Genomic DNA, 24920 nt, shown 5'->3' with positions numbered 1-24920 from the left:
ATTTGGGTACAATTGCCTAAAAAGTAAATGTATAATTAAGGAGACGTATATGGTTTTTCAGGTTAAAAGCCCTATTTTGGGCTTTGAACATATCAAAAGCTACGAGCTAAAAGAGCTTGATCAATTTTTCGTAAAGCTTCAAAGCAAGGACGATGAGACGTCTTTTACAGCGATAAACCCATATGCTTTGAGAAATTACGAATTTGAAATACCTACGTACTATCAGGAGCTAATGGACATAAACGATCAAAGCGAGCTAAGGATTTACAATATAATGGTAGTTAGCACCCCTATCGAGACTTCGACGGTAAATTTTATCGCCCCTATCGTTTGCAATATGACAAACATGACGCTTTCGCAGATAGTGCTTGATGCGTGGACATATCCGATGTATAAACAGGCAGAAAAAATTTCGGATTTTATAGAAAAATGAAAGTATCTTTTGTTGGTTTAATATATTTTAATATTTTTGATTGTATATATAAGATTTATAATACTAACAATTTCTTATGTATATTAAGAGTAACTTATAAGATTTGAGGCATATTTTGAACAACTTTAATATAATAGAAAAAAACAATAAGTGCCATAATTGTATTCAGTGGAGAAAAGGCGTGTCTCTCGTTGAGCTAGTTTTGTCAATGATTATAGTAAGCATAGTGCTAATGGGTGTACCAACACTTCTAAATCAGTCAACAGTAGCAGATAAAACGTCGATAGTTCAATCAGTTATTATAGACGCCCAAGAAATAATGACATTAGTTTTAAGGGCTCCATATGGATGTGGTGAAGAAATAATCGGTGGCGGCCACGGACTGGGTGGACAAACTGTGACACCCGTCTTTAATTATGACGATACCTCTCATCCAGGGAAAGATTTTTATGATATAAACGGTATTTCGAAAGCAAACAGAAGAATATTTGTATCTAGAGGACCAAATGACTCTTGCGCAACTACTGGCGAATCAATACCGGAACTAGATATAGACTCTACAAGTACTGTTACAACATCATCCTTGGTGTCAGAAATTTCAAAAAAAGTAGAACACAAAACAATAGACGATAGTATAGATAATAACGTATGGAAAATTACAATAGAGCTCTTTGCCCAAGATGATAAAAAAACTGAAAGTGACAAAAAAGATCAAACAAGAGTAGTCTTAAATAGCTTTGTTGCCAATATAGGAGATAGACCAATGATACAAAGCAAGGTATGGTAAAATATGAAAAAAGCATTTACATTATTAGAAATAGTAATAGTTATCGTAATAGTAGGTGTTTTAGCATACTTCGGCGCAGAACTAACCGTAAAAATTTATAACGGCTATTTTCATTCAAGAACCATCAATTATTTGACTACACAAACAGATTTAACCCTAGAAATAATTGCAAAAAGGCTTGAAAATAGAATACACCAATCCGTTATAAGCAGAACATCTGGTACGGATTTCACTCATATCAGCTTTAGACCTACAAGCCATACTATAGCCAATAAAGATAATATCTTAGAGTGGATAAGCTATTCATATGAGAGTTTCCAAAATGGCGGTTGGAGTGGCTTTATTGACATTGATAGCCCAAATACCAATAAAACAGCTAGAACCATTTCAACTCCCGGAAGCAATCTCTGTTGCAAAACCAATACCAGCGAACTATATAATTCAACAAAATATACTATGGCCGATTTAACGGACACAAATGGAAAAAAAATAGATTTTTCTTCAAACTATACCGTTGGAATGATATTTCGCTCCAATGAAGTAACAGGCAATATTAAAAATAGTTTCGGCTTTGATCATTCTACTTTTGCTGCAGATAGTGTTGTAAAAGTAAAAGCAAAATCTGACGGTAGTCCAGTGCTTGAAGTGGATAGTGCAGATATAGGAAAAGTAAATAAAATTTATGAACAATACTATTTGGCTCACACCGCATACGCCATAGTACCAGTAAATCCAAAAGATGGAAGAAGTGATACAACCCCTGATGATGGTAGATTTGATATATACCTACACTACAATTACAGACCATGGCTAGGGGAAAAATATAATGATACAAATACCCCAAAAGCATTACTAGCAAGGGGAGTTAAAGGTTTTTCATATAAAGCCTTAGACAGTACAATCATATTACAACTTTGCATGACTGATATAAGGTTGCCGATAAACGAGGTATCACTAGAGGAAAATATAGTTTGTAAAAGAAGGGCGGTGCTATAATGAGAAAAGGCTTTAGTATGGTTACAGCTATATTGTTTATGGTGCTCGTCTCAACTTTGGGAGTTACGATGTTAAAACTTTCAGTAGAATCCGTAAAGACTACTGGCGATATATATTTAAAAGAACAGGCCGCTTTTCTACTCAGGAGCGCAACAGAAATAGCGATAGCAAAAATTATATTAAATCCAAATAAAATTGCCAATAGCAGTAATTGTTTCAAAAATCAGACGATTTTAAACGAAAAATACTCACTGGGCGGATTAGATATATTTAATATAAAAGTTGTAGTGTCTAAAGTTTTTGGCAAGATAGGTGATTGTAGCAACTTTACGCCAATAAGTACTTCAGAATCAGTAGGAACAGTTGTGCTTGATACATATATAGAAATCATTCCAGCAGCAATGAAAATAACAAATAGCGGAAAAATAAGACTTCATAGAAGAACGATACAAAAACTATAAAACCAATCAAAGGAGGAGAAATGAACACAAGTATTGTTGGGAAACAATTTGATCTAACCGATCCTATAAAGGAATACATAGAAAATGCCTTCGAAGCTATCCTAAAATACAATCTTGATATAATTTCAGGAAAGTGTGTCGTATCGGCGGACGAAAAAAATGGCAGAAAAGGCTTTTGTGTAGAATTTATCCTAAATTTGGCAAAAAAAGACACTATCGTCATTCGCCACAAAGATAAAGATTTATACGCTTGTATTGATCTTGCAATAGATCGAGCGTCAAAAGTTCTCCGTAGAGAGCACGATAAAAATACTACTATCAAAAATAAAGATGACGAAAAGGCTATCAGGAACGCTATCGCAAACGAAGCATGCAGTGAAATAGATATTGACGACATCGTACCTATGGAACTTGAAATATATAAACCTCTTGAAATAGAGGAAGCACTATTCAAACTCAAAAGCAGTGATGCACAGTTTTATGTATTTAATGATATAGATGCAAAAATGAGGGTTTTATATAAAAGGTCAGATGGTAAATTTGGACTATACTAATACAAAATTAAGGCGAGCTTATCTCGCCTTTGATGATATTACAGAATATAGGGGTATCTTATTACTCATCAAAAATCAATCTATAAAATTTAATAAGCAAAGGAAATAAAATTATTACAACATTTTAATATAAAATACTTGCATACTATAACTACTGATAATGATTTAAAATAATCAGAAAATTGCGTTATCAAATTTTAAAACATCTATAAAAAATAAGGCCCAATGAGATCCAAGCTAATTTTTAGTCACTGCTCCTTTTTATTACTCATATAAGACCCTCTTATTTTATTAAAAAAATAGCAATACAGCTTTTTTATAAGAACATCGCGTCGTCAATGCTTTTTATATATCAATACTGTTTGTATTCCAGCCCTACCACTCTTTATTCACAGCTTATTACCATTCGAAATTGTCTTTCTCTTAACTTTTGCGCAGTCGTTATCATTGCGCTATGCTTAATGAGATCTCTTTAAATTTAGCTAATCTATAATTTAGGCAATGGCTACAGGAAAACTAAGTTATTTAAAAGCGTATATCTATAAAGTAGAGTTTATAATAACAAACAAGCAAAGCCGATTATGAAATAATTTTTCTATAAAAATAGTCCTGTTATATCTATTAAAATTGATAAGATTTTTAGAGTAGTCAAATGGATGGGTGGGGTAGCTAAAAACCCGATTAAGTTTCGTTCAAGTTATTTAATTATGCTTGGTTAGACATAAATTCGGCCGCCCCACAGTAAAAAACAGGATGGGGATTTTATCCCCCATCCTATCACCACTGAAGTCTCCTACTAGGTCTTTGTATTCTCATACTACCATTATTATTCTGCTCTAGAGTGTTATCTTCAGGCACTATTCTTTGGCTATTCTTACCTTTATTGTCAAAGAGTTGCCCGCCCCACTCATTTGATAGATAGAAGTTAATAGTAGAAACCATTGACGTAGCCAGTGGGTTGGTCGAGTATATCAGCCAACTATCGGCCAATACCTCTACTTTTTCTGTGCCCACTATAATTCTTGGAGATGTTGCTTTTAGACTATCCTCAAAATAATTCACGCTTCTAAAGGTAATATTTAGCGGATTATTTGGATATGTAGCACTTGGTAAAACACTGTTTAACGAGTTATAACCTTTTATTTCTCCTAGAACCGCGCTATCATGCTTTTTTGTGGCATACCAGTAGTTTTCTCCAGTAATAGGTGTATTTATTTTATCTATATTATATTTTGTCGCATCACAATCCTTGCAGTAAATGGTATAGTATGCTAAATGTTCGAAACTTTTTGTATTATAGTATTCTCCATTTGGCAAAAATGCCCTACCGTAATAAAATTTTAAAACTCTGCTTCGATCGGTAGGCGTCTGGAAGTATGACGGTATATTCTGGTTTCCTATTATGTTGTACTCTTTTTGCTTATTCTCCCCGGATATAAACAACAAATCGGTATCTATATCAAATGGATTTCTAGCATATCGATTATCCCTCTTGAAGTTAAATTTCATCCAGACTCCCTCTTTTTTATCGCCGAGCTTTGCTATAGGAGCGCTTACAGGCACTACACCATTTACAAAGGCCTTTTGCGATATCGTATAACTCGAGTCGTCTATATTGAGCGGATTGTCTTTAGTTACATCTTTTGCGTCAGGATCGGCAAAAAATACCATATCTTCAGACTTAGGATATCTGCTAGTTCTATCCTCGTCGTTTGCGGTAAAGTCACCGTGATAAACACCCCTACTAATATACCCTCCTTCTCCATAAAAAGTTTGAGGCTCATTTTTTCTATTTATGATTATTCTCGTATTTAGGTCCTCTGCATAGCAATCTTTAGTAAAAAGCTGAGTGATATAGTTTTTGTTACTAGTATAGTCTATTAGCTGATCTATATCTTTTGCGGTATCTTTATCATAAGTGTGGAAAAAACTATTTGATACGGCATCAAAATTTAACCAACCATGATAACTAGCTCCAAGCATAGCGGTTCTTCTTGAATATGCTACCGCCTGCAATCCATAAGAGATAGAAGCGGACATTTTGGGGTCATTTGACAAGTAAGTCATGTCAGGACTAGAACCAACGGCTTCACCCTGAAAATTAAAAATTTTAACGCCTGTCGGCATTATAGCATACGGTCTATGATTGCCTATTTCTTCGTTAAATTCTATAGCTATATCACATCCCACCCTGCCGCTAGCATCCGGTTCATTGGATGTACTTCCGGGTATGCAGCCCCCCTTTACTCTATCAGGCAAAGTAAACTGATCGTCTATAACACGATCTAGTCGTAATGATACTTTTCCGACTTCTGGATATATAAGTCCCTCAGCGGCATCATCGTATGGGGCAAAAGCATCGCCTGTGAAAGAAGACGGATTATCCGGGTCGTAATAAGACATATTAAACACAGTATCAGTGTGCCCATTGTGAGACTTTCTAATACCTATAGACATTCGTATTTTTATATTTTCAAGATAATTCATTCTAGCCAAAGTTACCGGATTAGAAAAACAACCGGCCGGCGCATGGCTCTTTACGTCAAACCTTACTTTATCTGTGGAGAAATAATACCCTCTCACCTCTTTACCGTCTACGCCAACAGGTATAGCACGAAACTCATTATACGGCATAGAGGAGTATGTATAATTTTCAAAATTACCTACTGGAACGCCGGCTGTAGGCCTTGATTTTACGTATCCGGAGCGATTAAAACCTATTTTCATCTTTACGCTACTAGGCCTAACAATAAAATTATCTGAATTAGCCGAAATAAATTGACCTGGAGTGCCCGGCTTTCCTATAAAAAACGTATAGCCCGTCGTTCCTCCTATATGGAGATTAGACGTATCAAGTAAAATATCCATATGAACGCCGTTAAAATTAATAGGCGTATCTTTTTGTATCAAAGTTCCATTAGCGTAGTAAAGCATGTTTTCTGCATTTGAGTTCATTTTCCCAAGACCACGACCCAATCTGATATAAATTTGTCCATTATAAGGAGACGGGTTGCCATTTTTATCAAAATGAACTACCCTAAATCTATTTTTAGATTTATCGTTACCCGCGACTATAGTATATAGCTTTTGATCCGGATGAGCGTGAGGCGCATATGGATTATAGTTGACATTCGTTACCCTAAAATATCCATCTTCTTCGTAGATTCTTTGTTCGGTAACATGCACAAATTGCGGATAACTTGCATTCACAGTTGATATGTTGTCCCATATGGGCGTTATATTGTAGCTTGGCGCATTTCTACATTTTCTTAACTTTCCGGAGTATGTAACCAAATTTATTTTATCAGATTGCATATTCCATCCAGAATGCGAAAGGGATGGATATACTCCATTCGGATTACTAAAATAAGTCCCCTTTGCCTTACGATAATCCAAATAAAAATTAGCCGCTACGCTATATTCATTAGGCTTCCATACATAGTTTAAGTTATCATAATGCTCTTTATAAAAAATCCTATTACCTAAAAACCCCATTCTCATACTATTATATGGATTACTGGACAAACCGGCTTTATGATAAAAGGCATTTTCATAAGTATCTAGATCATTAACCATGCCTTCATAGCCCAACCTAAAGCCAGGGTTTGAAAAAGCAGGGTATCCGCTCCACACAGACCTATCCGTTCCTCTAGGGGTAGCTCCGCCTCCGACATTGAGCCACTCCCTAGGGCTATCATATGCTATATTGTAATTTAGATACCTAACGTCTGCAGTAGCCCCAACGATATCGGGATCAGAATTTTCATACATAACGCCAACCGTAGTTCTAATACGAGTTCCTACCGGTAGGCTAATTCCCCCAGCAGGTACCCTTACAAAATTACCTGATCCATTCATGTACTCTATAAGTTCAGCGTAGCATAGCTTACGACTAAGTTCGTCTACCGTGTAGTTCTTTTTCGTCTTGGCGTTTAAAGAACCTAGCAAAACAAAACATAGAAGTATGATTTGCATAATTTTCATTTTGTTCTCCTTTTTTGAATATTTTTAAAACTAATTATTCCGTTTTTTCTTTTTTATTCCGCTGAAATTTGAAAAAATTCTAATTTTCTTGAAAATTTTAAAAAGAAATATAGGCATTTTCAAAAAAATAAAATTTTAAAAGCGTACGATATGGACATTGAAGTCATCCTCATAGAAAAATAGTAAAATTAAAAATCTTTCTGGTTACGATTTTTTAGGTTAAAATTTACACGATTCCCAGCAGAGCAGAGCCTAGCATTGATGGATTTTTATTTTGCAAAGCTTGCTGTTTTTCTAGCAAAGAATTGCTTTGCAAACTAGCTCGTAGCTCTTTTTCATATTTAGTCAAAAGCTCGTCTAACACGGCTTCAAGCTCGTCTCTTAGGCTTTTTTTCATATCGGTATTTAGCCCCAGAGCTTCCATCAGCTCCTCTTTTTTGGCTCTTAGTTTTTCTTGGATTTTTTGTTCGTTCATCTGCGATAAATATCCAGCCGCGCCAAGTTCGGCAAGAGTCCTTTTAAAGCCCTCCACATCTGGCTCTTTGGAGGTTTTCACCGGCTCTGCAGCTCTTTTAAGCTCCTTTTCAAAGTCGCCTTCATTTGCCGCTTTTGCGCTATTTTGCGCAGCTTTTTGCGCGAGTTCGGCCAAAATCTTTTGGATAAATTTCTGCTCTTCGATCGTCATTTTGCATCCTTTATACAAGATACATTTTTACAAGCAAATTTTATTCCTTAGCTTTATCTGCGATAAATCTAGCAAATTTATCATCGTCGTTTGGGCAGGCCGCGACATCGTAAAAATCAAATTTTAGCTCGTCTGCAATATGCTTAAATTCCTTTGATAGCTCAAAAACGGTCTCGGAGTTGTCGATACAAAACGAGATCGGATAGATGAGCGCTTTTTTATCTTTTAGCTCGGCTAAGACCTGATTTAGAGAGGGTTCGAGCCATTTTACGGGACCTAGTCTTGACTGATACGCCAGCATCGTTTGCTTAAATTTAACCCCTCGCTTCTCCAAAATTTCGGTTAAAATTTGAACGTGCCGCTTGACGTGCTCCTCGTAAACATCGCCCGCATCAATGATTTTTTGCGGCAAAGAGTGCGCCGAAAATACTAGCGTTATATCGTCCGTATTTAGATTACGCGCACTTTTTTCGATGCAGTCTGCGATGATTTCGTTATATCTATCATCCGCAAAAAACGGCTCGACGATTTTTATTTTTGCTTGTAAATTTAGCTCGCGGCACGCCTTATTAAAGTCGTTTAGGCTTGACGTCACGGTGGTGATAGAGTGATGCGGGTATAGCGGAAAAACGACGATCTCCGAGGCCTGCGCAAACTCGGCCAAAACATCCTTTGTAAAAGGCGGCGTATAATTCATCGCAAATGCCGCCGTCTCGTCGTCCTCTAAAAAATGCGAAATTTTACCGCAAAGCCTAGCCGTAAGCTCGCAGATAGGCGACTTGCCGCCGATTTGGCGGTAGTTATTTTGCGCGGTTTTTAGGCGCGATTTTGTTATCGCAAATGCGACAAATTTACGCAAGAGCTGGCTTTTTATCCCCAAAATACAGGGGTCGTTAAACATATTTTTTAAAAAGACTTCAACCTCGCTAAGGTCGTTTGGCCCGCCCATATTTAGTAGCAAAATAAGTCTCATTCGCAAATCTCCTGAGCCTTTAGCGCGTCTTCAAGCGTGCTTAGATTGCTTTTTGCGCCGCAACAAGCCTGGTAAAACTCTGCAAACAATGCTTTAGCCGGCGAAACGTCGCCGTAAACTTTCAAATTTTGCTGCCCCTCAAGCGTATATTTGTTTAACTTTAGACCCGACATATCGCCAAAATACACGCCTCCGCTCGCAGCAAATTCGATCGTAAATCGCTCGGCTTTAAATCGCTTTGAGTTGTGAATACTGGCTAAGGTTTGATTTTTAAATTTAAGCTGAAAAAGCGCATCGGTTTCGCTTCTTTTATCGTCGTTTTGGATAGAGATTTTGTTACCAAACACCACTTCGCTACCCGTTACAAACCTTGCTAAATCGACGTTTTGTAAAATTTCCAGCTGTAAATTTACGCCTTTGTTAAACCCGCGCGAGATATTTAGCGAGAAAATTTCCCTTTCTTTAGCCAGCTCCTTTTTTATAGAGGCTATCACGGGATTAAACCTATCCGTAAAAGCTACGTAAGCGCCGATATTTTGGGGCTTAAAGCAGTATTTTAATTCTCTTATCTCGCCTGATTTGCAAAGCCACGGATCAAGCATGATAAATTTTATAAAATTTAGGCATTTTGGTATTAAATTTAAGTGCTTGTGCGTGTCGGTGACGATTATGGCGTCGATTTTAACGGAGCTTAAAAGATCGTTTATGTTGTTATAAAACGGTATGCGTGTGCAAATTTCGTGATTTTGCACTCCGTCAAATATTCCAACCAGCTCGAAATTTTCCGAGCGACGCAGCTCATTGTAATAAATTTTGGCGTTGCCCGTAAAGCCTATGATCGCAACTTTTTTCTTCATATTAATCCCGAATTTTATTGTTTTTGAAGTAATTATAGTAAAAAATGGTAATTAAACGGATAATGCGCCCTATTTTTAGATTTTTTAGTCTTTTTTAAAACCGTTTTTTATTGTTTAACCTCAAACAAGTTTTATCAAATTTATGCTAAAATCAGCCCTATTTTAAAACTTTAAATCAGGAAAAACGATGGATATTAGAGAGGCTTATTTAAATTTTTTTGCAAGCAAGGGTCATGAGATCATCCCGTCCGCGCCGCTAGTGCCAAACGACGCTACGCTACTTTTTACAAATGCCGGCATGGTGCCGTTTAAGAGTATTTTCACCGGCGAAGTACCGCGCCCTACCCCGCCCATACGCACGAGCTGTCAAACCTGCATCCGCGCAGGCGGCAAGCACAACGACCTAGACAACGTCGGCTACACCGCGCGCCACCACACGTTTTTTGAGATGCTGGGAAATTTTAGCTTCGGCGAGTACTTCAAAAAAGACGCGATCGCGTATGCGTGGGAGTTCGTCACGCAGGTGCTAAAACTACCAAAAGACCGCCTCTACGTGACTGTCCACGAGAGCGACGACGAGGCGTTTGCGCTATGGGAGCAGCACATAGCAAAGGAGCGCATTTATAGATTCGGCGATCACGATAACTTCTGGCAGATGGGCGATACGGGGCCATGCGGACCGTGCTCGGAGATCTTTTATGACCAAGGCGGCGAGCACTTTAACACGCCTGAGGACTACATGGGCGGCGACGGAGATAGATTCCTTGAAATTTGGAACCTGGTTTTCATGCAGTACGAGCGCAGCAGCGACGGCAAGCTAACCCCGCTACCAAAACCAAGCATCGACACGGGCATGGGGCTTGAGCGCGTCACGGCGATAATGGAAGGCAAATTTAGCAACTACGATAGCTCGCTTTTTATGCCTCTTATCGAGGAAGTCGCAAAGCTTTGCGGTAAACCTTACGCCTATGAGAGCGGCGCTAGCTACCGCGTCATCAGCGATCACATCCGCTCGGTGACTTTCCTGCTAGCACAAGGTACTACATTTGACAAAGAGGGCCGCGGCTACGTGCTTCGCCGTATCCTTCGCCGCGCGATCAGACACGGATATCTACTAGGTATAAAAGAGCCATTTATGTACCGCCTCGTCGATAAAGTCTGCGAGCTAATGGGCGGCCACTATGCCTACCTAAACGAGAAAAAAGCGGCGGTAAAAGAGCAAATCAGGCTCGAAGAAGAGAGATTTTTGGCCACGATAGCGAGCGGACTAGAGCTTTTTGAGAGCGAGCTAGCGCGCACGAAAGATATTTTTAGCGGCGAGGCTGCGTTTAAGCTTTACGATACGTTCGGCTTCCCGCTAGATCTTACCGCCGACATGCTACGCGAAAAGGGGCTCAAAGTCGATGAAGCTAAATTTGACGAGCTAATGAGCGAGCAAAAAGCGCGCGCTAAGGCTGCTTGGAAAGGCAGCGGCGACAAGAGCGCAAAGGGCGATTTTAAGGCGCTTTTAGAGAAATTCGGCGAAAATAAATTTAGCGGCTACGAGGAACTTGAGCGCACGAGCAAGGTTTTAGCGCTACTTGACGAAGACTTTAAGCAAACTCAAATTTTAAAAGCGGGCGAGCAAGGCTGGGCGATGTTTGACGTGACGCCTTTTTACGCGCAAAGCGGCGGCCAAGCAGGCGATAGCGGCGTGGTCGTGGGCACAGCCGACGTACTAGATACGCAGAAGTTTTTCGGGCTAAATTTATCAAACGTTGCAGTTAAAAAAGAGCTTAAAGTCGGCGACGCCGTGAAGCTAAAAGTAAGCGAGCAAAGAGCCGAGATCGCGCGCCACCACAGCGCCACGCACCTACTCCACTCTGCGCTTAGAAGCGTGCTAGGAACGCACATCGCGCAGGCCGGATCTAGCGTAGAAGCAAACAGACTCAGATTTGACTTCTCTCATCCAAAGGCAGTGACGGCGGAGGAGCTAACGAAGATCGAAAATTTTGTCAATAGCGCAATCGCCGAAAGTATCGCGGCAAAAACGGAGATAATGGACGTCGAGGACGCCAAAAACAGCGGCGCGATAGCGCTATTTGGCGAGAAATACGCCGACAAGGTGCGCGTGCTAAGCTTCGGCGATGTTAGCAAGGAGCTTTGCGGCGGTACGCACGTGGCAAATTTAAGCCAGATCGGTGCATTTTTCATCACTAAAGAAGGCGGCGTGAGCGCGGGCGTGCGCAGGATCGAGGCCGTATGCTCTAAGGCCGCGCTAAATCTAGCAAAAGCCTGGCGCGGCGAGATCGAAGAGCTAAAAACCGAGCTAAAAAGCGCCGAGCCTATGAATGCCGTAAAAAAACTAAAAGCCGAGATAAAAAGCCTAAAAGATAAAACCAAACAGGCAAAAGACGCGCATGCGCTGGCCGTGGTGAACGTAAACGAGGCAAAGCTTTGCGTCGCGGTGATTGACAGCGGCGACATAAAAGCCACGATAGACGAGTTTAAAAACGAGAACGAAAAGGCGGCGATCCTGCTCGTGCAAGTAAATGAAGAGGGCAAAATCGCTCTGGCTGCCGGCGTGAAAAATGCGCCGTTGAAAGCCGGCGAGTGGGTCAAATTTACGGCGCAAATTTTAGGCGGAAACGGCGGCGGCAAGGATGATTTCGCCACCGCAGGCGGTAAAAACGTACTAGCCATCGAGGATGCGGTTAGGCAGGCATTAGAGTTTGCTAAAACGAAGCTTGAAAAATAAAACATCGCGTAGGTCAAATTTAAGAAAATAGTTTAAATTTGACCGCGGTTTTACGACGTGAAATTTAAAACAAATTTGAGCTGCCTTTAACTAGGCTAGATTAAAATAGTCGCAAGCCGGAAAATTTAATGGGCTGGTTTGTAGCATCAATTTTATTAAATTAAAATTTAAAAATAGGCTCAAAAATAGCCGTAAAATTTAATCCAAAATCCGGCTAAATTTGATCTCAAGGGGCTTAAAGCGAGTTTCAAAGCGGATAAATTAAAAACCGAATTTGTTTGGTTTCTAGGCTTAAATTTAAAGCAAAGATGTGCGAAGTTAATAACTTTTAAAGCGAGCCAAAAAAATTTATCCGTACGTTAAGTCGTTAAATTTTGGCGCCGGCAAGGGTAAATTAAACGAACAAATTTTAAAATCAAAGGGGGCAAATGCCTGAATTTAATATAGCTTTTGCAAGAATCGACAACGCCTTACCTTTCGTCCATATCCTTGCCGTTATCGTTTTTATCGGATTTCAGGCGAATTTTTTACTAATGGCTAAATTTTTTATGAAGAATTTAGGCAACGACGCGCAGAGCTACGAGACGATAATCTCGATGATGAAACGCCTAGGATACGCGGTTTACGGATCGATTTTAATCATAGGCGCGACAGGTCCGATGCTGGCTAAGGAAAGCGCGGCAAAAACCGCCGACCCTATGCTAGACACGGTTTTAACGACAAAATGGGCTCTTTACGGCTTTTTGCTTCTAAATATAATTTATGTTACTTACCGTCTAAACAAGGCCGTAAAAGCATTTAAAAATAGCGAATACGTCGAGCTTCACGAGAATCTCATCGTTACGATTTATTATTTCATCCCGCTAAACGTCGCATTTGCGCTACTAGCGACGTATCTTGGCATAGCATATAGGGAGTTTTGATGATTTTTTTGGCCTCAAGTTCGCAAACGCGGGCGAAAATTTTAAAGCAAAGCGGAATAAATTTCGAGCAAATTTTCTTTAACTACGACGAGGGCGGCGTAGATAAAAATTTACCGCCGCACATTTACGTCCAAAAGATAGTCGCGGCAAAAAAAGAGCAGTTTTTAAAGGCAAATAGCGGCGTAAAAAACGTCGTTTTCGCCGATAGCGTCGTCGTATGCGACGGTAAAATTTTAGGCAAAGCAAAGGACGAAAAAGAAGCTTTTAAAATGCTAAAAATGCAAAGCGAAAATACCGCTAGGATCGTAACCGCAATGATATTTTTAGGCGAGAAATTCGAACTTTCTAACGTAAGCTTTGCCGAGTATAAATTTGCCAAATTTGACGAAGCCGACCTACAAAACTACCTATCTGGCGATCTTTGGCGGGGCAAGGCAGGAGCCATGACGATAGAAAATTTCAACAAAAAATACATCCTAAGCCAAAACGGCGAAACTAGCACCGCAATGGGGCTAAACGTGAAAATTTTAAAGGCGTTTTTATGAGAATTCTAGCTTCTATTTTGTTTATTATCTTTGTTTCGCTGAGCGCGGCGTTTGCGTATCTCTACTCGCAAGTTACCTTTGATGCGTCAAATATTATTGATTTTAAGCCAAAGCTCACGACTCAAATTTATGATAGAAACGGCGAACTCATCGCAAATATCTTTGACGAAAACAGGATCTACGTCAAATACGAGGACATCCCGCCGCGCGTCATAGAGGCGCTCGTGGCGATCGAGGATACGAGTTTTTTTGAACACGGCGGCGTAAACCCCGAGGCCATCACGCGAGCTATCGTTAAGGACATAAAGGCGGGCAAACTAGTCGAGGGCGCTAGCACGCTAACGCAGCAGTTAGTTAAAAACATGGTATTAACCAGAGAAAAAAAGCTAACTCGTAAGCTAAAAGAGATGATCATCTCGATGAAACTGGAAAACGAGCTAACCAAAGAGCAAATTTTAGAGCGTTATCTAAATCACGTCTATCTAGGACACGGCTATCACGGCATAAAAACCGCGGCAAAAGGATACTTTAGAAAGGAGCTTGACGAACTCACGTTAAAAGAGATCGCTATCCTAGTGGGCTTACCAAAAGCGCCTAGCACCTACGATCCAACCCGCCACCTAGATCTATCGCTTAGCCGCGCAAACAACGTCATAGCAAGGATGAACGCGTTAGGCTGGATCAGCGACGCCGAGTACAAAGCCGCGCTAGTCGAGCAGCCAGTAGTTTTTGACGACACTCTCACGCAAAACAAAGCCCCGTATATCGTAGACGAGGTGCTAAAAGAGGCCTCAAAGCGCTTTGAGGACATAAAAACCGGCGGCTACGTCATCGAAACCAGCGTTGATTTAAAGGTGCAAGATATGGCGTCCGAGGCGCTAAAATACGGCTACAACGAGATACTAAAACGCAACAAAGACGCAAACGCCAGTATCCTAAACGGCGCTATCGTCGTTACGCTACCTAAAACGGGCGAGATCCTCGCGCTAGTAGGCGGCGTAGACTACTCCAAAAGCAGCTACAACCGCGCCACGCAGAGTATGCGCCAACCGGGATCTAGCTTTAAGCCCTTTATCTACCAGATCGCCCTAGACATGGGCTACTCGCCGATGAGCAAGGCTGCTGATATATCAAGGGTCTTTAACGAAGGCAGCCAGTACGAGTGGCGCCCGAAAAACTATAGTGGCGGCTTCCAGGGCTATATCACGCTGCGCGAGGCCTTGCGTCAGTCGCGTAACCTCGCCACGATAAATTTACTCGACGAGATCGGGCTTGATACGGCTTATAAAAAGCTAACCGAGATGGGCTTTAAAAACATACCTAAAAACCTATCCATCGCACTTGGCAGCTTTGGTATCTCGCCGTTAGAGTTTGCTAAATTTTACTCGATGTTTCCAAACGGCGGCGAGATCGTAGAGCCAAGCCTCATAAAACGCATTATAAATTATCAAAATTTAGAAGCGGTTTTCGAGCCTGCGCGGATATTTGTTACGGAACCCGAGCAGGCATATCTGATGACTGATATGATGAGGACGGTAGTAGAGCGCGGCACGGGACAAAGCGCCAGGCTAAACGGCGTGCAGGTAGCAGGCAAAACGGGCACGACGAATAATAACGTCGATGCGTGGTTTTGCGGATTTACGCCCGAGGTCGAGGTACTAGTATGGTACGGCAACGACGATAATACGCCGATGAGAAAGGTCGAGGGCGGCGGACGCACGGCGGCTCCGGTGTTTAAGAAATTTATGGAAAGCTATATGAAGGAGTACCCGCTAAAACAAAAAACCTTCATCGAGCCTGAAGGCGTCTTTCATACCGCGCACGAGGGCTTAGCGGAGATCTATACGAAGATCTCGCCCGTGCCTAAACCCGACGCCCAGGATATGCTAATAAAACAAGACGACGAGGGGCTGATTTTTTAAAATTTGACCCAAAAAGGCCAGCTAAATTTGAGCGATTTACCGCTTAAATTTAGCCGCCGCTTCGTCAAATTTAAACCTACTTGCTAATCCGCTTTTTACTCTTGCTTTCAAATTTATGCTCGGACTTTACGGTCAAATTTGATCTCGCGCGGTTAAAATCTAATTTTAAAAGCGCTTTTAAATTTGCTTGTTGATTCTACTCTCGTCAAATTTAAGCTTGCCTGCAAATCCAAAATCAAAGACGCAATAAAATTTGAAGTCAAATTTAAACGAGCTAAATTTACAAATCCGTCCAAATTTACAGCCGTATCGCGCCGAACAAAAATCGCGTCAAGAGTCGCTCAAATTTTAAATTACGTCTCGTCCTTTGGGATATACGTACTTCGGTTAAACAGATAGCACGCCGTAAAAATAATAAGGCAAGCCGATAATACGTTTGAGCCGCCCAAAAGCAAGCCCACCGTCTTTTCGTTATTTCTAGCGATTAGAGCCGCTACTATGAGCGCAATCGGATACAAGATCAAAGCAATGCTGGCTAAATTTTCAACCGTAAAAATCGCCAAGCAAAGTCGCTGATTTTTTATAAAAAATCTGCTGTATTTTTTCGTAGGATAGCTTTTTAGGTAAATTTTCGTAAAAATATACGGCAAAATCAGTATCGCGGCAAGAGAAACGAGCCCGTATAAAACGTTGCCTAAAAAATTTGCAAAATAGGAGACCGTAAGCGCAAACAAGATAAATGCCGTGATAGCGCGCCTAATAAGCCTATGCGCGTCGTAACGATTTTTTAGATCCCAAGGTATTTGATCAAATTCCGCATCCAGGTCGTTTAGCTCGCAGAGTCTTTCCTCTGCTGATTTTGCGCTTTGAGCCGCTAAGCCGGACTCCCTGCGCAGATCTGCCCCCTCGGGTGCGGGCTCATATGAGCTTATGTTCAAAGAGTAGCATACGGCAAAAACAAGCAAGCAAATCGGAGCCGCGACAAGGCCGTATAAAAACGCATAAACGCCGTATTCGCCGCCCCTTGCGAAAAATGACCCCAAAATAAGCAAAATCGGATATAAAATCAAAACTATACTTGCAAAATTTTCTATCCTAAAGGCCAGAAAGCTAGCGCGCTGATCTCTCACGAAAAGATAGCTGTATCGCTTGGTTTTACTTCGCCTTAAAACATAAATGGTGGCGCAAATAGGCACAACTATCTTCACAGCGTCCCAGATATAGCTAAAAATTTCAGGCGGCAATTCTATGCCGTTGCTTATAAAAAACGACTCCATATACGACGCCAGGATATAAAAAAGATAAGAAACGACAAACGCCTACGACCGGTACGTCATAATCGCCCGCCTGATAAACCTATGCCTATCATACCGCCTTTTTGCGTCATCGGGGATAGCGGCAAATTTCTCGTCCGGCTCTTTCATTTTAGCTTGAAATTTTGCATTCACAGCCAGTCATTTTAAAAATTTAACCCAGTAAAGCGCCCAAATTCGGGCTAAAATTTGGCTACAAAGGCGTAACCGCATTTTTATTTTTTAGATTTGCCGCCGCTTAGCAAATTTAATCAGGCAAAGGTAAGGAGAGTAAAATTTAACGTCAAACAGCCTTAAATTTAACTCGTTTGCCGTAAAATATCTGCGGATAAAAAGATAGCGCCGCGTCCCGCACGAGCCTAGACTCAAAAGTACACGGCGATCAAACTCAAATTTAACCCGAGCTTCCCCGCTAAATTTGAGCTGGGTTTAAAAAGCAAAAGGATAAATTACTCCACGAGCTTCATCTGCTCTGCGCAGATAGCCTTCCACGAGCTTTGCAAATTTGAGCCGACGCACTCCTGTAGATACGGCTTTGCTTCGCTTTCGCGTTTTAGTTTGATGTAGATTTCCGAGATCTGAGCTAGCGCGCGCAGCCTGTTTTCGGGATCTAGGCGCGTATCTACGAGCTCCTGCGCGGCTTGTAAAGCCTCGCCTAGTCTATCTAGCTTGCTTAGCGAGCCGATGTACTCAAAGTCTATTTTCGGGCTAAAGGTGGCTATATGTAGGCGTTTTTGCAGATCGATCGCCTTTTTGGCGTAAACCGACGCGTTTAAAAAGTCGTTCGCGCCGTACGTCGCCTCAGCCATGCGGTCGTAGAGCTCGATGACCTTAAAGTCGTTTTTGCGTAGCGTCTCGACGGCCGTTATCGTCGCGGCGGCGTCGGTGAGCCTACCTAGCCCCATCAGCGCCTCAAATCTATAAAAAAGCACGGGCGAAACGTCGGCGTACTCCTGCCTAGACGCGATAGCCAGCGCCTCGTCGGCCACGCGCAAGGCATCGTTATATTTCTCAGTCTTTATCAAAACGGAGGCTAGTTTAATGAGCCACTCCACGCGGTCGAGCATGTCGGGCGCAAGGATATTTTGCGAGGCTAGCTCGTGCGCGGCGGCGAAGCGCGACAGACGCATATAGCAGTCAAATAGTTTAAATTTAGCCCCGATTTTCTCGCCTACGCCGTAGTTTTCGGTCAAATTTACCGCCGTAGCGCAGTCGTTTTGGCGAATGGCTTCATCCGCCAAATTTAGCGCAGCCTGAGCTAAAACGGCGCTTGCGTCCGTATCGTTTAGGTCGCGTACGGCCTGGGTATAGCGCAGGACGGAGTCAAATTTACGCTCTTTTAGATAGAGCGCAACCTGCTCTTTTAGCGCCTTGGCGCCGACGTCCGTTTTGCCGTATTTATCTATAAGCGCATCGTAATGCTCGTGTAGCTTTGTCGCGTTACTCTCGTCGTTTCTTGCAAAAAATAGCTTATCTAGCGCATTTTGCACGGCGGCGGTATACTGCCCGTCGGCAAACTCGCTTTGGTATCTTTTTAGGTATTCGTATGCTTTTTGCGTGTCTGGCGTACCTGTTAGAGCGATGCCTAGATTTTTTAGCACGGTTTCGTAGTCATCGTCGTTTTTGTCTAATCTAGCGAGTAAAATTTCATAAATTCTCGCGGCGATATCGTCCATATTTTTCTCGTGAAATACCCCCGCCAGCGTCATTAGCTTAGATGCGTCGTTTAGTAGGTACTCTTGATTTCTGTTTAAAATCTTAAGCATAAAGTCCTTGGCGCGATCAAATTTCGCCTTGTCGATGCTACCTTGCACGAGGCTAAGAGCCGCGCGGCTAGCTACGTCTAGCGTCTGCGCCGAGTACAGCACGTCCTCGTACATCCTCACGGCCTCGTCCTGCCTACCGGAGGCGTAGAGCCTGTCGGCAAACTCAAGAACGGCTAGCTTGGTAAAATTTGAGTTTGGATGCTCGTTCATGAGGATATCTAGCGTGTAGTTCGCGTCGCTAACGAGCTCCTGCCTGAGGTAGGCTTTGGTCACTAGATAGAGTACCTCTGGGTAGTTTTCGTCCGACACGAACCGCCTCATCCACGCGCGCCCTTCGCTCGCGACGTCCGCCGCGCCGAGCCCCTCGAAGCTATTTTGTGAGTCTAAAATTTTATCCAAAGCGCGCAGTCTGTATAGCAAAAACTCGCTGGCAAAGATACTATTTGGGTAGCGCCTTAGCGCTGTCTGGGTCGTGGCTATCGTATCGTCGTAGCGCTTGGCGTCGTAGCTTTTTTTCACATCTAGGTACATGTTTATATCGTTGCTATCGCCGCTTTCTATCGGGGCTTTGTTTAGATCGAGCGGTCCGACGCTAGGCGCGGTCATCTGCTCAAATATCGGAGCGAAATTTATCCCCGCGTTTGTTTGTTTTTTAAATTCGCTCAAATTTTGATCTACCACGATAGCGTGGCGTTTGGCTGCGCCGCCGTTTTTGCTAAATGGCACTGCGGATGCGCCGTAAAGAGGCTCGCTAGACGAGATCAAGCGAGAGCTCGCGCGCGGTACGACATAGACGCGCATACCGCCCTTTTCCTCGCGAAATCTAACTTCAGCCAGGGCTAAAATTTTATCGTCGACTTTCGGCAGTGCGCCGTTAGCGACGTCGCAAAAATACAGCTTGCGGTCGTAGGCGAGCATCTCCTCTTTGCAGACGAATTCCTTCTCGTCGCTGATGTTTATCACTGTGTATGGCCTGCCGTCCTCTGCGCCCGAATTTACGCTCAGACTAAAAGAAAACGCCAAAATCGGTAAAAAAAGCAAAAAATATTTTCTCATGCGACCATTATACCCTTTTTCGTTTAAAAAGCGCTATAAAAGCGAATATTACGCGCTTCAAAGGCTATTTTTTTATTAAATTTAGCGCGTTTGGATAAAATTTTATTTAGCCTAAATTTAACTTTGCTATAGCAAGAAATTTGGATTTTCAAGTAGCGCGGTTGCGGGTAAATTTGCCCGCCTCATGCCAAAAAGCTCCGCCCGCTGCGTCAAATTTGACGTTACAAAGCCGAGTTTTTAGGATTAAATTTATAAAATTTGACCGCCTTGGCGGATAAATCTAATATAAAATTTAACCGCTTGCCGCTACGCCTCTTTTGAGATCTTAACAAGCTTAAACGCGTATCCGCTAAATTTCGCCCTGCAAAGCGCAACCGTGCCCTTCATCTGCGGCTCTAGCTTAAATTTGACCTTCGCCTCTACGCCCTCAGCCTGCACGCTTGCTATATCGCCGTCTTTTACCTTTGCGGCCGCAGCAAACGACGCCGAGCCGATTAGCTCTTTTACCTCGCCGCTCAAATTTGACCCGTCCGCCTCATCCATAAAAAACACGACGCTACCGTCAAAACTCTCGGGCTCTTTTAGTGGCGCTAGCTCGCCGTCCGTTTTAAACTCGCCCTGCTCGCCGTCGGCCAAAACGACGTTTTTGCCGAGCATTTGCAAAAACTCGAATATATTTTTCGCATCCGCATGGGCTAAAAACGAGCTATCGATCACGATATTTTCGCACCCCTCTAAAAACTCCGCGATCTGCTCAAACTCCTCCTCGCCGACGTTGCACTCGCCGCTTAGGTATCCTTCGTCAAGCCCCTCAAAATATTCGTGCGTTTGCTCGTCAAATTTAGACGCGTCAAGCGAGTATTTACAAAGCAAAGCCAGCACGTAGCTAGCCGAGCCGATCTCGCAGCGAACGAGATTTTCAGTGCCTAAAATTTTATCCTCAAAGCAAGAAATATATAAAAATTCATTTTGCTTTATCTGCTTTGCTAGCTGCGGATTTTGCTCGCAGAGCAAGCTTGCCAGGCTTAAAGTTTTTGCATTTTTAAATTCGCTAAATTTCATCTTTTATCCTTTAAATTTAGCTTGGATTTTATAAAAATTTATTTTAAGAGGGGGTAAATTTGCGCCGATTAGACGCAAATTTGATTATTTTTCTAGGCCGAATTTGACGGCTGCTTTAGCAAGCTCGAGAGTGGCGTCTACGAATTTATCTTTTTTCGTCGCGTATGGTAAAAATAGCGGTATCTCCGTGCAAGCCGCAATGTATGCGTCAGCCTCGATAGCCGCGATAGTATCGTTAAAGAGACCCACGTACTCTTTTAGCTTGTTTGCCTTTGCGCCTTTGTAGATGCAGTCCATGATGTCGCTCATCAAATTTTCGGGGATTTTTACGCACTCTAGGCCTGCGGCGATCAGCTCGTTTTCGTAAATTTTAGCCGCAGTCGTGCCGGTGGTGGCGATGACGGCGATCTTTTTAGCGTGCGGGAAATTTGATTTTATCGATGCGGTTGCGATTTTGGCGATGTGCAGGATGCTTACGCCGCACTCATCGGTTAGTCGCTTGGCAAAAAAGTGAGCCGTATTGCAGGCTATGCAGATAGCCTCGCAGCCCGCGTTTTTTAGCCTGGTTGCAGACTCTTTCATAAAAGGAAACGGATCCTCGCCTTTATGCAGGATATACGCCGTGCGGTCGGGTATCTGCGGATAGTTGTCGATGACGATAGGGATGTTGTCCTGATCTTTTGCGGCGTTTGTGAGTTCTACGATCTTAGCGTATAGATCTATCGTAGCTAGTGGTCCCATACCGCCTAAAATTCCGATTCGTTTCATGAAAAAGTCCTTAAATTTAAAAAGCCGAGAGCGAAGTCTCGGCTAAATTTAGCTCTAGCTATTAAAGAAGAATAGGAGCCACCACAAACCCTAATGCAACCGAAAGTGCAACCATGATGGTTCCCGGAACGATAAAGCTGTGATTTATAACAAATTTACCGACTCTAGTAGTACCCGTGTCATCCATGGCGATAGCGCCCAAAGTCGTAGGATACGTAGGAAGTACGAATAGTCCTGAAACTGCGGCAAATGAAGCAACCAATATCCAAGCATTTTGTGCATTTTCAGGGCTGGTCATGCCCATAGCAGCCGCAACGGCAGGCATCATAACCTTCGTAGTTGCAGCCTGCGAATATAGCAAGCAGCTTAGGAAATATAGAGCGATAGCGAGTACGAAAGGATACTTAACGACGACGTTTTTTGCAATATCGGTAATTTGCCCCAAGTGTCCTTGCACAAAAACGGTACCCAGCCATGCTATACCCAGGACGCAGATGCATGCGTTCATACCGCTTTGGAAAGTACTGGTCGAAAGAAGCTTGCTAGTATCCACCTTACAAAGTACGACGATAAGAAATCCGATAGTAAGCATAAATGTCATAATAGCGCCATCTCTATCGAGAGTTAAAACCTTGCTTGGCTTTTCTTTATCTTCAACATATTTTGCACCCGTAGCATCGTCTATGCTAATTTTAACATTGGGCATTGAAGCGATTTGCTGAAATTTTTCAGGGGCTTTAGCTTCATAGACTTTTTCATATCCTACGACATAGCTTGGTTTTATGATGCCGACATTTTTAGAAATAGCAAGAGCGTAGAACACTACCGCAAGAACTCCTATAGCAAAGATTGCTACTGAACGTTTCGCATACGGCGGTAACTCTTTATTTCCCGATTCGCCTTTGACATCGGAAACCAAACCCTGGGCTAATCTTTGTTGGTATATAGGATCTTTTGAGAGGTCTAGATCGTAAAATTTATTTACGATAAATGCAGTAATCAGCATAGCTATAAAAGTCGTAGAAATACAGATAAAAAGTAACATCGGATAGCTTACACCCAGTTTTTCCATTACGCCAGTCATAGCGACAAATGCTGCCGCTACTGGGCTAGCGGTAATGGCCACCTGAGACGAAACCACCGAAAGCGCAAGAGGCGCGCTAGGCTTTATATTTTGCCCCTTTGCAACGTCTACGATAACAGGTATCATAGAAAATGCCGTGTGTCCGGTGCCTGCAAAAATAGTAAGCAAATATGTAACGATAGGCGCTAAATAGTTGATTTGCTTTGGGTTTTTACGCAAAATTTTCTCTGCTTGCTGAACAAGCCAATCAAGGCCGCCGGCAACTTGCATAGCGGAAATCGCAGAGATAACCGATGCGATAATTAAAATAACGTCGGTTGGGATATGTTTCATCTCCGTTTTCATTCCCAAGACGAGCGTCAAAACAATAACGCCTACGCCACCGGCGTAACCGATACCCATACCGCCCAGCTTAACGCCTAGGTAGATGCCTCCAAGTAGGACTATGAACTGCAAAATCAGCATAATATCCATAGGAAAACTCCTTTAAGTAAATTTAACTTATAAATTTAAAAACGCCGAAAGATCGCTCTCTCGGCGCGTGCATGCCTAAATTTATTTACCCATATGAGGGTTTAGCATATTTTTAGGCTCTAAGATTTTGTCGATTTCCTCTTTTTTGAGGTAGCCTCTCTCCAAGCAGATATCACCTACGGCTTTGCCGGTTTGCAACGCTTCTTTAGCGATGCTTGCGGACTTTTCGTAGCCGATATATGGGTTAAACGCAGTTACGATACCGACTGAGCCGAGCACTGATTTTAAGCATGCCTCAGGATTTGCGGTTAGTTTTCTAACGGCTTTTTCGGCTAGGGTTTTCATAGCGTTTTCTAGGATAAAGATAGAGTTAAATAGCGCGTAAGCGATGCCAGGCTCAAATGCGTTTAGCTCAAATTCGCCCCTCTCGCTGCAAAGCATGATGGTTACGTCGTTGCCGATTACCTCGTAGCATGCCTCGCCTACGACCTCTGCGATGACCGGATTTACTTTACCCGGCATAATTGAGCTACCAGGCTGCATCTGAGGTAAATTTATCTCGCCAAGACCGCATCTTGGGCCTGAGTTCATTAGTCTTAAGTCGTTTGCGATCTTGCTTAGGCGAACGGCAGCAGTTTTTAGCGCGCCGCTAACGTGAACAAAATCAGCAGTGTCTTGAGTTGCTGCGATGAAATCATCTGCAGGTTTAAAATTTACGCCTGTAATTTGGCTCAAAATTTTATGAACAGCCGCTTTGTAATCAGGATGGCAGTTGATACCAGTACCGATCGCAGTTGCGCCCATATTTAGCACGGCCATAGACTCTCTTGCGACGGTGATTTTTTCGATATCGCTTTTGATGTAGCTTGCAAATGCGTTAAACGTGTTGCCAAGCGTCGTAGGAACGGCGTCTTCTAGCTCGGTTCTACCCATTTTGATGATATCTTTAAAGTCTTTTGCCTTGGCTTCTAGCTCGTTTTTAAGTAGCTCCATAGCCTTTAAAAGATCGGTTAGTTTAGCATATGTAGCGACTTTGATCGAACTTGGATAAGTGTCGTTGGTGCTTTGGCCGAGGTTTGTGTGGTCGTTTGGATGCAGATACTGATACTCGCCTTTTTTGTGCCCTAGGCTCTCAAGCGCGACGTTTGTTATAACTTCGTTTGCGTTCATATTGGTGCTAGTTCCCGCACCGCCTTGAATCATATCTACTACGAATTGATCTAAATATTTACCCGCGATTAGCTCGTCGCACGCTTTTGCGATAGCGTCGGCTTTTTGCGCGTCTAGAACTCCGACTTCTTTGTTGGCTAAGGCCGCAGCCTTTTTGATTTGAGCAAATGCCTTAACGAAATACGGATAATCTTTAAGCGGTCGTCCGCTCATGTGGAAATTTTCAAGCGCTCTAAACGTTTGCACTCCGTAGTATACGTCGTCGGCTATCTCTAGCTCGCCTATGAAGTCGTGTTCTCTTCTGGTTCCCATATCGGTTCTCCTTGTGATGAAATTGAATAATGAAACTATAGCGCAATTAAACTGATTT

At 42.5% G+C, this 24920-nt stretch carries 19 protein-coding genes; 9 read left to right on the top strand and 10 right to left on the bottom strand.

Annotation, left to right across the window (positions count from 1 at the left end; all coding sequences use genetic code 11):
• Positions 1–49 precede the first annotated feature (49 nt).
• The 5 genes from fliW (at position 50) to raiA (ending at position 3231) form a co-directional block, all read left to right on the top strand.
• A complete protein-coding gene (fliW, locus tag QZ157_RS05545) occupies positions 50–433 on the top strand; it encodes a flagellar assembly protein FliW (protein ID WP_295142897.1) in 384 nt (127 codons plus the stop codon).
• Between the two features lie 115 nt (positions 434–548).
• Positions 549–1220, top strand: coding sequence for a prepilin-type N-terminal cleavage/methylation domain-containing protein (locus tag QZ157_RS05540; RefSeq protein ID WP_295142895.1), 672 nt, complete (start codon positions 549–551; stop codon positions 1218–1220).
• A 3-nt stretch (positions 1221–1223) separates the two neighbouring features.
• Positions 1224–2216: a prepilin-type N-terminal cleavage/methylation domain-containing protein gene (locus QZ157_RS05535; protein WP_295142893.1), complete on the top strand. Its 993-nt coding sequence runs from the start codon at positions 1224–1226 to the stop codon at positions 2214–2216.
• Between the two features lie 17 nt (positions 2217–2233).
• Positions 2234–2677, top strand: a complete 444-nt coding sequence (locus QZ157_RS05530) for a hypothetical protein (RefSeq protein WP_295142891.1) — start codon at positions 2234–2236, stop codon at positions 2675–2677.
• A gap of 20 nt (positions 2678–2697) precedes the next feature.
• Complete coding sequence (gene raiA / locus QZ157_RS05525; protein ID WP_295142889.1) at positions 2698–3231, top strand: ribosome-associated translation inhibitor RaiA; 534 nt, start codon at positions 2698–2700, stop codon at positions 3229–3231.
• A 777-nt stretch (positions 3232–4008) separates the two neighbouring features.
• Here the strand turns inward: raiA and QZ157_RS05520 are convergent.
• The 4 genes from QZ157_RS05520 to QZ157_RS05505 all read right to left on the bottom strand — a co-directional run bounded on the left by QZ157_RS05520 (position 4009) and on the right by QZ157_RS05505 (position 9730).
• The gene (locus QZ157_RS05520) at positions 4009–7215 is read right to left on the bottom strand and encodes a hypothetical protein (RefSeq protein WP_295142887.1); all 3207 of its coding nucleotides are present in this window, start codon (positions 7213–7215) and stop codon (positions 4009–4011) included.
• Positions 7216–7441: 226 nt separating this feature from the next.
• Complete coding sequence (locus tag QZ157_RS05515) at positions 7442–7900, bottom strand: response regulator (RefSeq protein ID WP_295142886.1); 459 nt, start codon at positions 7898–7900, stop codon at positions 7442–7444.
• A 40-nt stretch (positions 7901–7940) separates the two neighbouring features.
• Complete coding sequence (gene hemH / locus QZ157_RS05510; RefSeq protein ID WP_295142884.1) at positions 7941–8873, bottom strand: ferrochelatase; 933 nt, start codon at positions 8871–8873, stop codon at positions 7941–7943.
• Positions 8870–9730 carry a Gfo/Idh/MocA family oxidoreductase gene (locus QZ157_RS05505; protein ID WP_295142882.1) on the bottom strand — a complete coding sequence of 287 codons (861 nt, stop codon included), beginning with the start codon at positions 9728–9730 and terminating at the stop codon, positions 8870–8872. Before QZ157_RS05505 ends, hemH begins: the two co-directional genes overlap by 4 nt.
• Positions 9731–9917: 187 nt before the next feature.
• Here QZ157_RS05505 and alaS point away from each other — a divergent pair, with 187 nt between their 5' ends.
• From alaS to QZ157_RS05485, 4 genes are all read left to right on the top strand, one after another.
• Complete coding sequence (gene alaS / locus QZ157_RS05500; protein ID WP_295142880.1) at positions 9918–12467, top strand: alanine--tRNA ligase; 2550 nt, start codon at positions 9918–9920, stop codon at positions 12465–12467.
• A 428-nt stretch (positions 12468–12895) separates the two neighbouring features.
• Entirely contained in the window at positions 12896–13390 is a 495-nt protein-coding gene (locus tag QZ157_RS05495) for a 3-isopropylmalate dehydratase (protein ID WP_295142878.1), read from the top strand.
• A complete protein-coding gene (gene maf, locus QZ157_RS05490; RefSeq protein WP_295142876.1) occupies positions 13390–13935 on the top strand; it encodes a septum formation inhibitor Maf in 546 nt (181 codons plus the stop codon). The genes QZ157_RS05495 and maf overlap by 1 nt, the downstream gene beginning before the upstream one ends.
• Positions 13932–15857 (top strand): PBP1A family penicillin-binding protein, encoded by a 1926-nt coding sequence (locus QZ157_RS05485; RefSeq protein WP_295142873.1) that lies wholly within the window; start codon positions 13932–13934, stop codon positions 15855–15857. The genes maf and QZ157_RS05485 overlap by 4 nt, the downstream gene beginning before the upstream one ends.
• Positions 15858–16210: 353 nt before the next feature.
• On the opposite strand, the gene QZ157_RS05480 is transcribed toward QZ157_RS05485, so the two are convergent.
• The 6 genes from QZ157_RS05480 to QZ157_RS05455 form a co-directional block, all read right to left on the bottom strand.
• Positions 16211–17134, bottom strand: a complete 924-nt coding sequence (locus QZ157_RS05480; protein WP_295142870.1) for a hypothetical protein — start codon at positions 17132–17134, stop codon at positions 16211–16213.
• Positions 17135–17619: 485 nt separating this feature from the next.
• Complete coding sequence (locus tag QZ157_RS05475) at positions 17620–19992, bottom strand: hypothetical protein (protein WP_295142868.1); 2373 nt, start codon at positions 19990–19992, stop codon at positions 17620–17622.
• A gap of 306 nt (positions 19993–20298) precedes the next feature.
• The gene (locus QZ157_RS05470) at positions 20299–21054 is read right to left on the bottom strand and encodes a hypothetical protein (protein ID WP_295142866.1); all 756 of its coding nucleotides are present in this window, start codon (positions 21052–21054) and stop codon (positions 20299–20301) included.
• Positions 21055–21138: 84 nt separating this feature from the next.
• A complete protein-coding gene (locus QZ157_RS05465) occupies positions 21139–21822 on the bottom strand; it encodes an amino acid racemase (protein WP_295142864.1) in 684 nt (227 codons plus the stop codon).
• A 61-nt stretch (positions 21823–21883) separates the two neighbouring features.
• Positions 21884–23380, bottom strand: a complete 1497-nt coding sequence (locus QZ157_RS05460) for an anaerobic C4-dicarboxylate transporter (RefSeq protein ID WP_295142861.1) — start codon at positions 23378–23380, stop codon at positions 21884–21886.
• Positions 23381–23461: 81 nt separating this feature from the next.
• Entirely contained in the window at positions 23462–24862 is a 1401-nt protein-coding gene (locus tag QZ157_RS05455; RefSeq protein ID WP_295142858.1) for an aspartate ammonia-lyase, read from the bottom strand.
• Between the last annotated feature and the right edge of the window lie 58 nt (positions 24863–24920).

The organism is uncultured Campylobacter sp. (assembly GCF_905372745.1).
Lineage (GTDB): Bacteria > Campylobacterota > Campylobacteria > Campylobacterales > Campylobacteraceae > Campylobacter_A.
This window is presented reverse-complemented; position numbering and strand designations above follow the sequence as displayed.

Coding starts and splice junctions, on each gene's coding strand:
- QZ157_RS05480 (WP_295142870.1), bottom strand. CDS start 17,134: ATGGAGTCGTTTTTTATAAGCAACGGCATAGAATTGCCGCCTGAAATT.
- QZ157_RS05535 (WP_295142893.1), top strand. CDS start 1,224: ATGAAAAAAGCATTTACATTATTAGAAATAGTAATAGTTATCGTAATA.
- QZ157_RS05505 (WP_295142882.1), bottom strand. CDS start 9,730: ATGAAGAAAAAAGTTGCGATCATAGGCTTTACGGGCAACGCCAAAATT.
- maf (WP_295142876.1), top strand. CDS start 13,390: ATGATTTTTTTGGCCTCAAGTTCGCAAACGCGGGCGAAAATTTTAAAG.
- hemH (WP_295142884.1), bottom strand. CDS start 8,873: ATGAGACTTATTTTGCTACTAAATATGGGCGGGCCAAACGACCTTAGC.
- alaS (WP_295142880.1), top strand. CDS start 9,918: ATGGATATTAGAGAGGCTTATTTAAATTTTTTTGCAAGCAAGGGTCAT.
- QZ157_RS05485 (WP_295142873.1), top strand. CDS start 13,932: ATGAGAATTCTAGCTTCTATTTTGTTTATTATCTTTGTTTCGCTGAGC.
- QZ157_RS05460 (WP_295142861.1), bottom strand. CDS start 23,380: ATGGATATTATGCTGATTTTGCAGTTCATAGTCCTACTTGGAGGCATC.
- QZ157_RS05465 (WP_295142864.1), bottom strand. CDS start 21,822: ATGAAACGAATCGGAATTTTAGGCGGTATGGGACCACTAGCTACGATA.
- QZ157_RS05515 (WP_295142886.1), bottom strand. CDS start 7,900: ATGACGATCGAAGAGCAGAAATTTATCCAAAAGATTTTGGCCGAACTC.
- fliW (WP_295142897.1), top strand. CDS start 50: ATGGTTTTTCAGGTTAAAAGCCCTATTTTGGGCTTTGAACATATCAAA.
- QZ157_RS05470 (WP_295142866.1), bottom strand. CDS start 21,054: ATGAAATTTAGCGAATTTAAAAATGCAAAAACTTTAAGCCTGGCAAGC.
- QZ157_RS05495 (WP_295142878.1), top strand. CDS start 12,896: ATGCCTGAATTTAATATAGCTTTTGCAAGAATCGACAACGCCTTACCT.
- QZ157_RS05455 (WP_295142858.1), bottom strand. CDS start 24,862: ATGGGAACCAGAAGAGAACACGACTTCATAGGCGAGCTAGAGATAGCC.
- QZ157_RS05530 (WP_295142891.1), top strand. CDS start 2,234: ATGGTTACAGCTATATTGTTTATGGTGCTCGTCTCAACTTTGGGAGTT.
- QZ157_RS05520 (WP_295142887.1), bottom strand. CDS start 7,215: ATGAAAATTATGCAAATCATACTTCTATGTTTTGTTTTGCTAGGTTCT.
- QZ157_RS05475 (WP_295142868.1), bottom strand. CDS start 19,992: ATGAGAAAATATTTTTTGCTTTTTTTACCGATTTTGGCGTTTTCTTTT.
- raiA (WP_295142889.1), top strand. CDS start 2,698: ATGAACACAAGTATTGTTGGGAAACAATTTGATCTAACCGATCCTATA.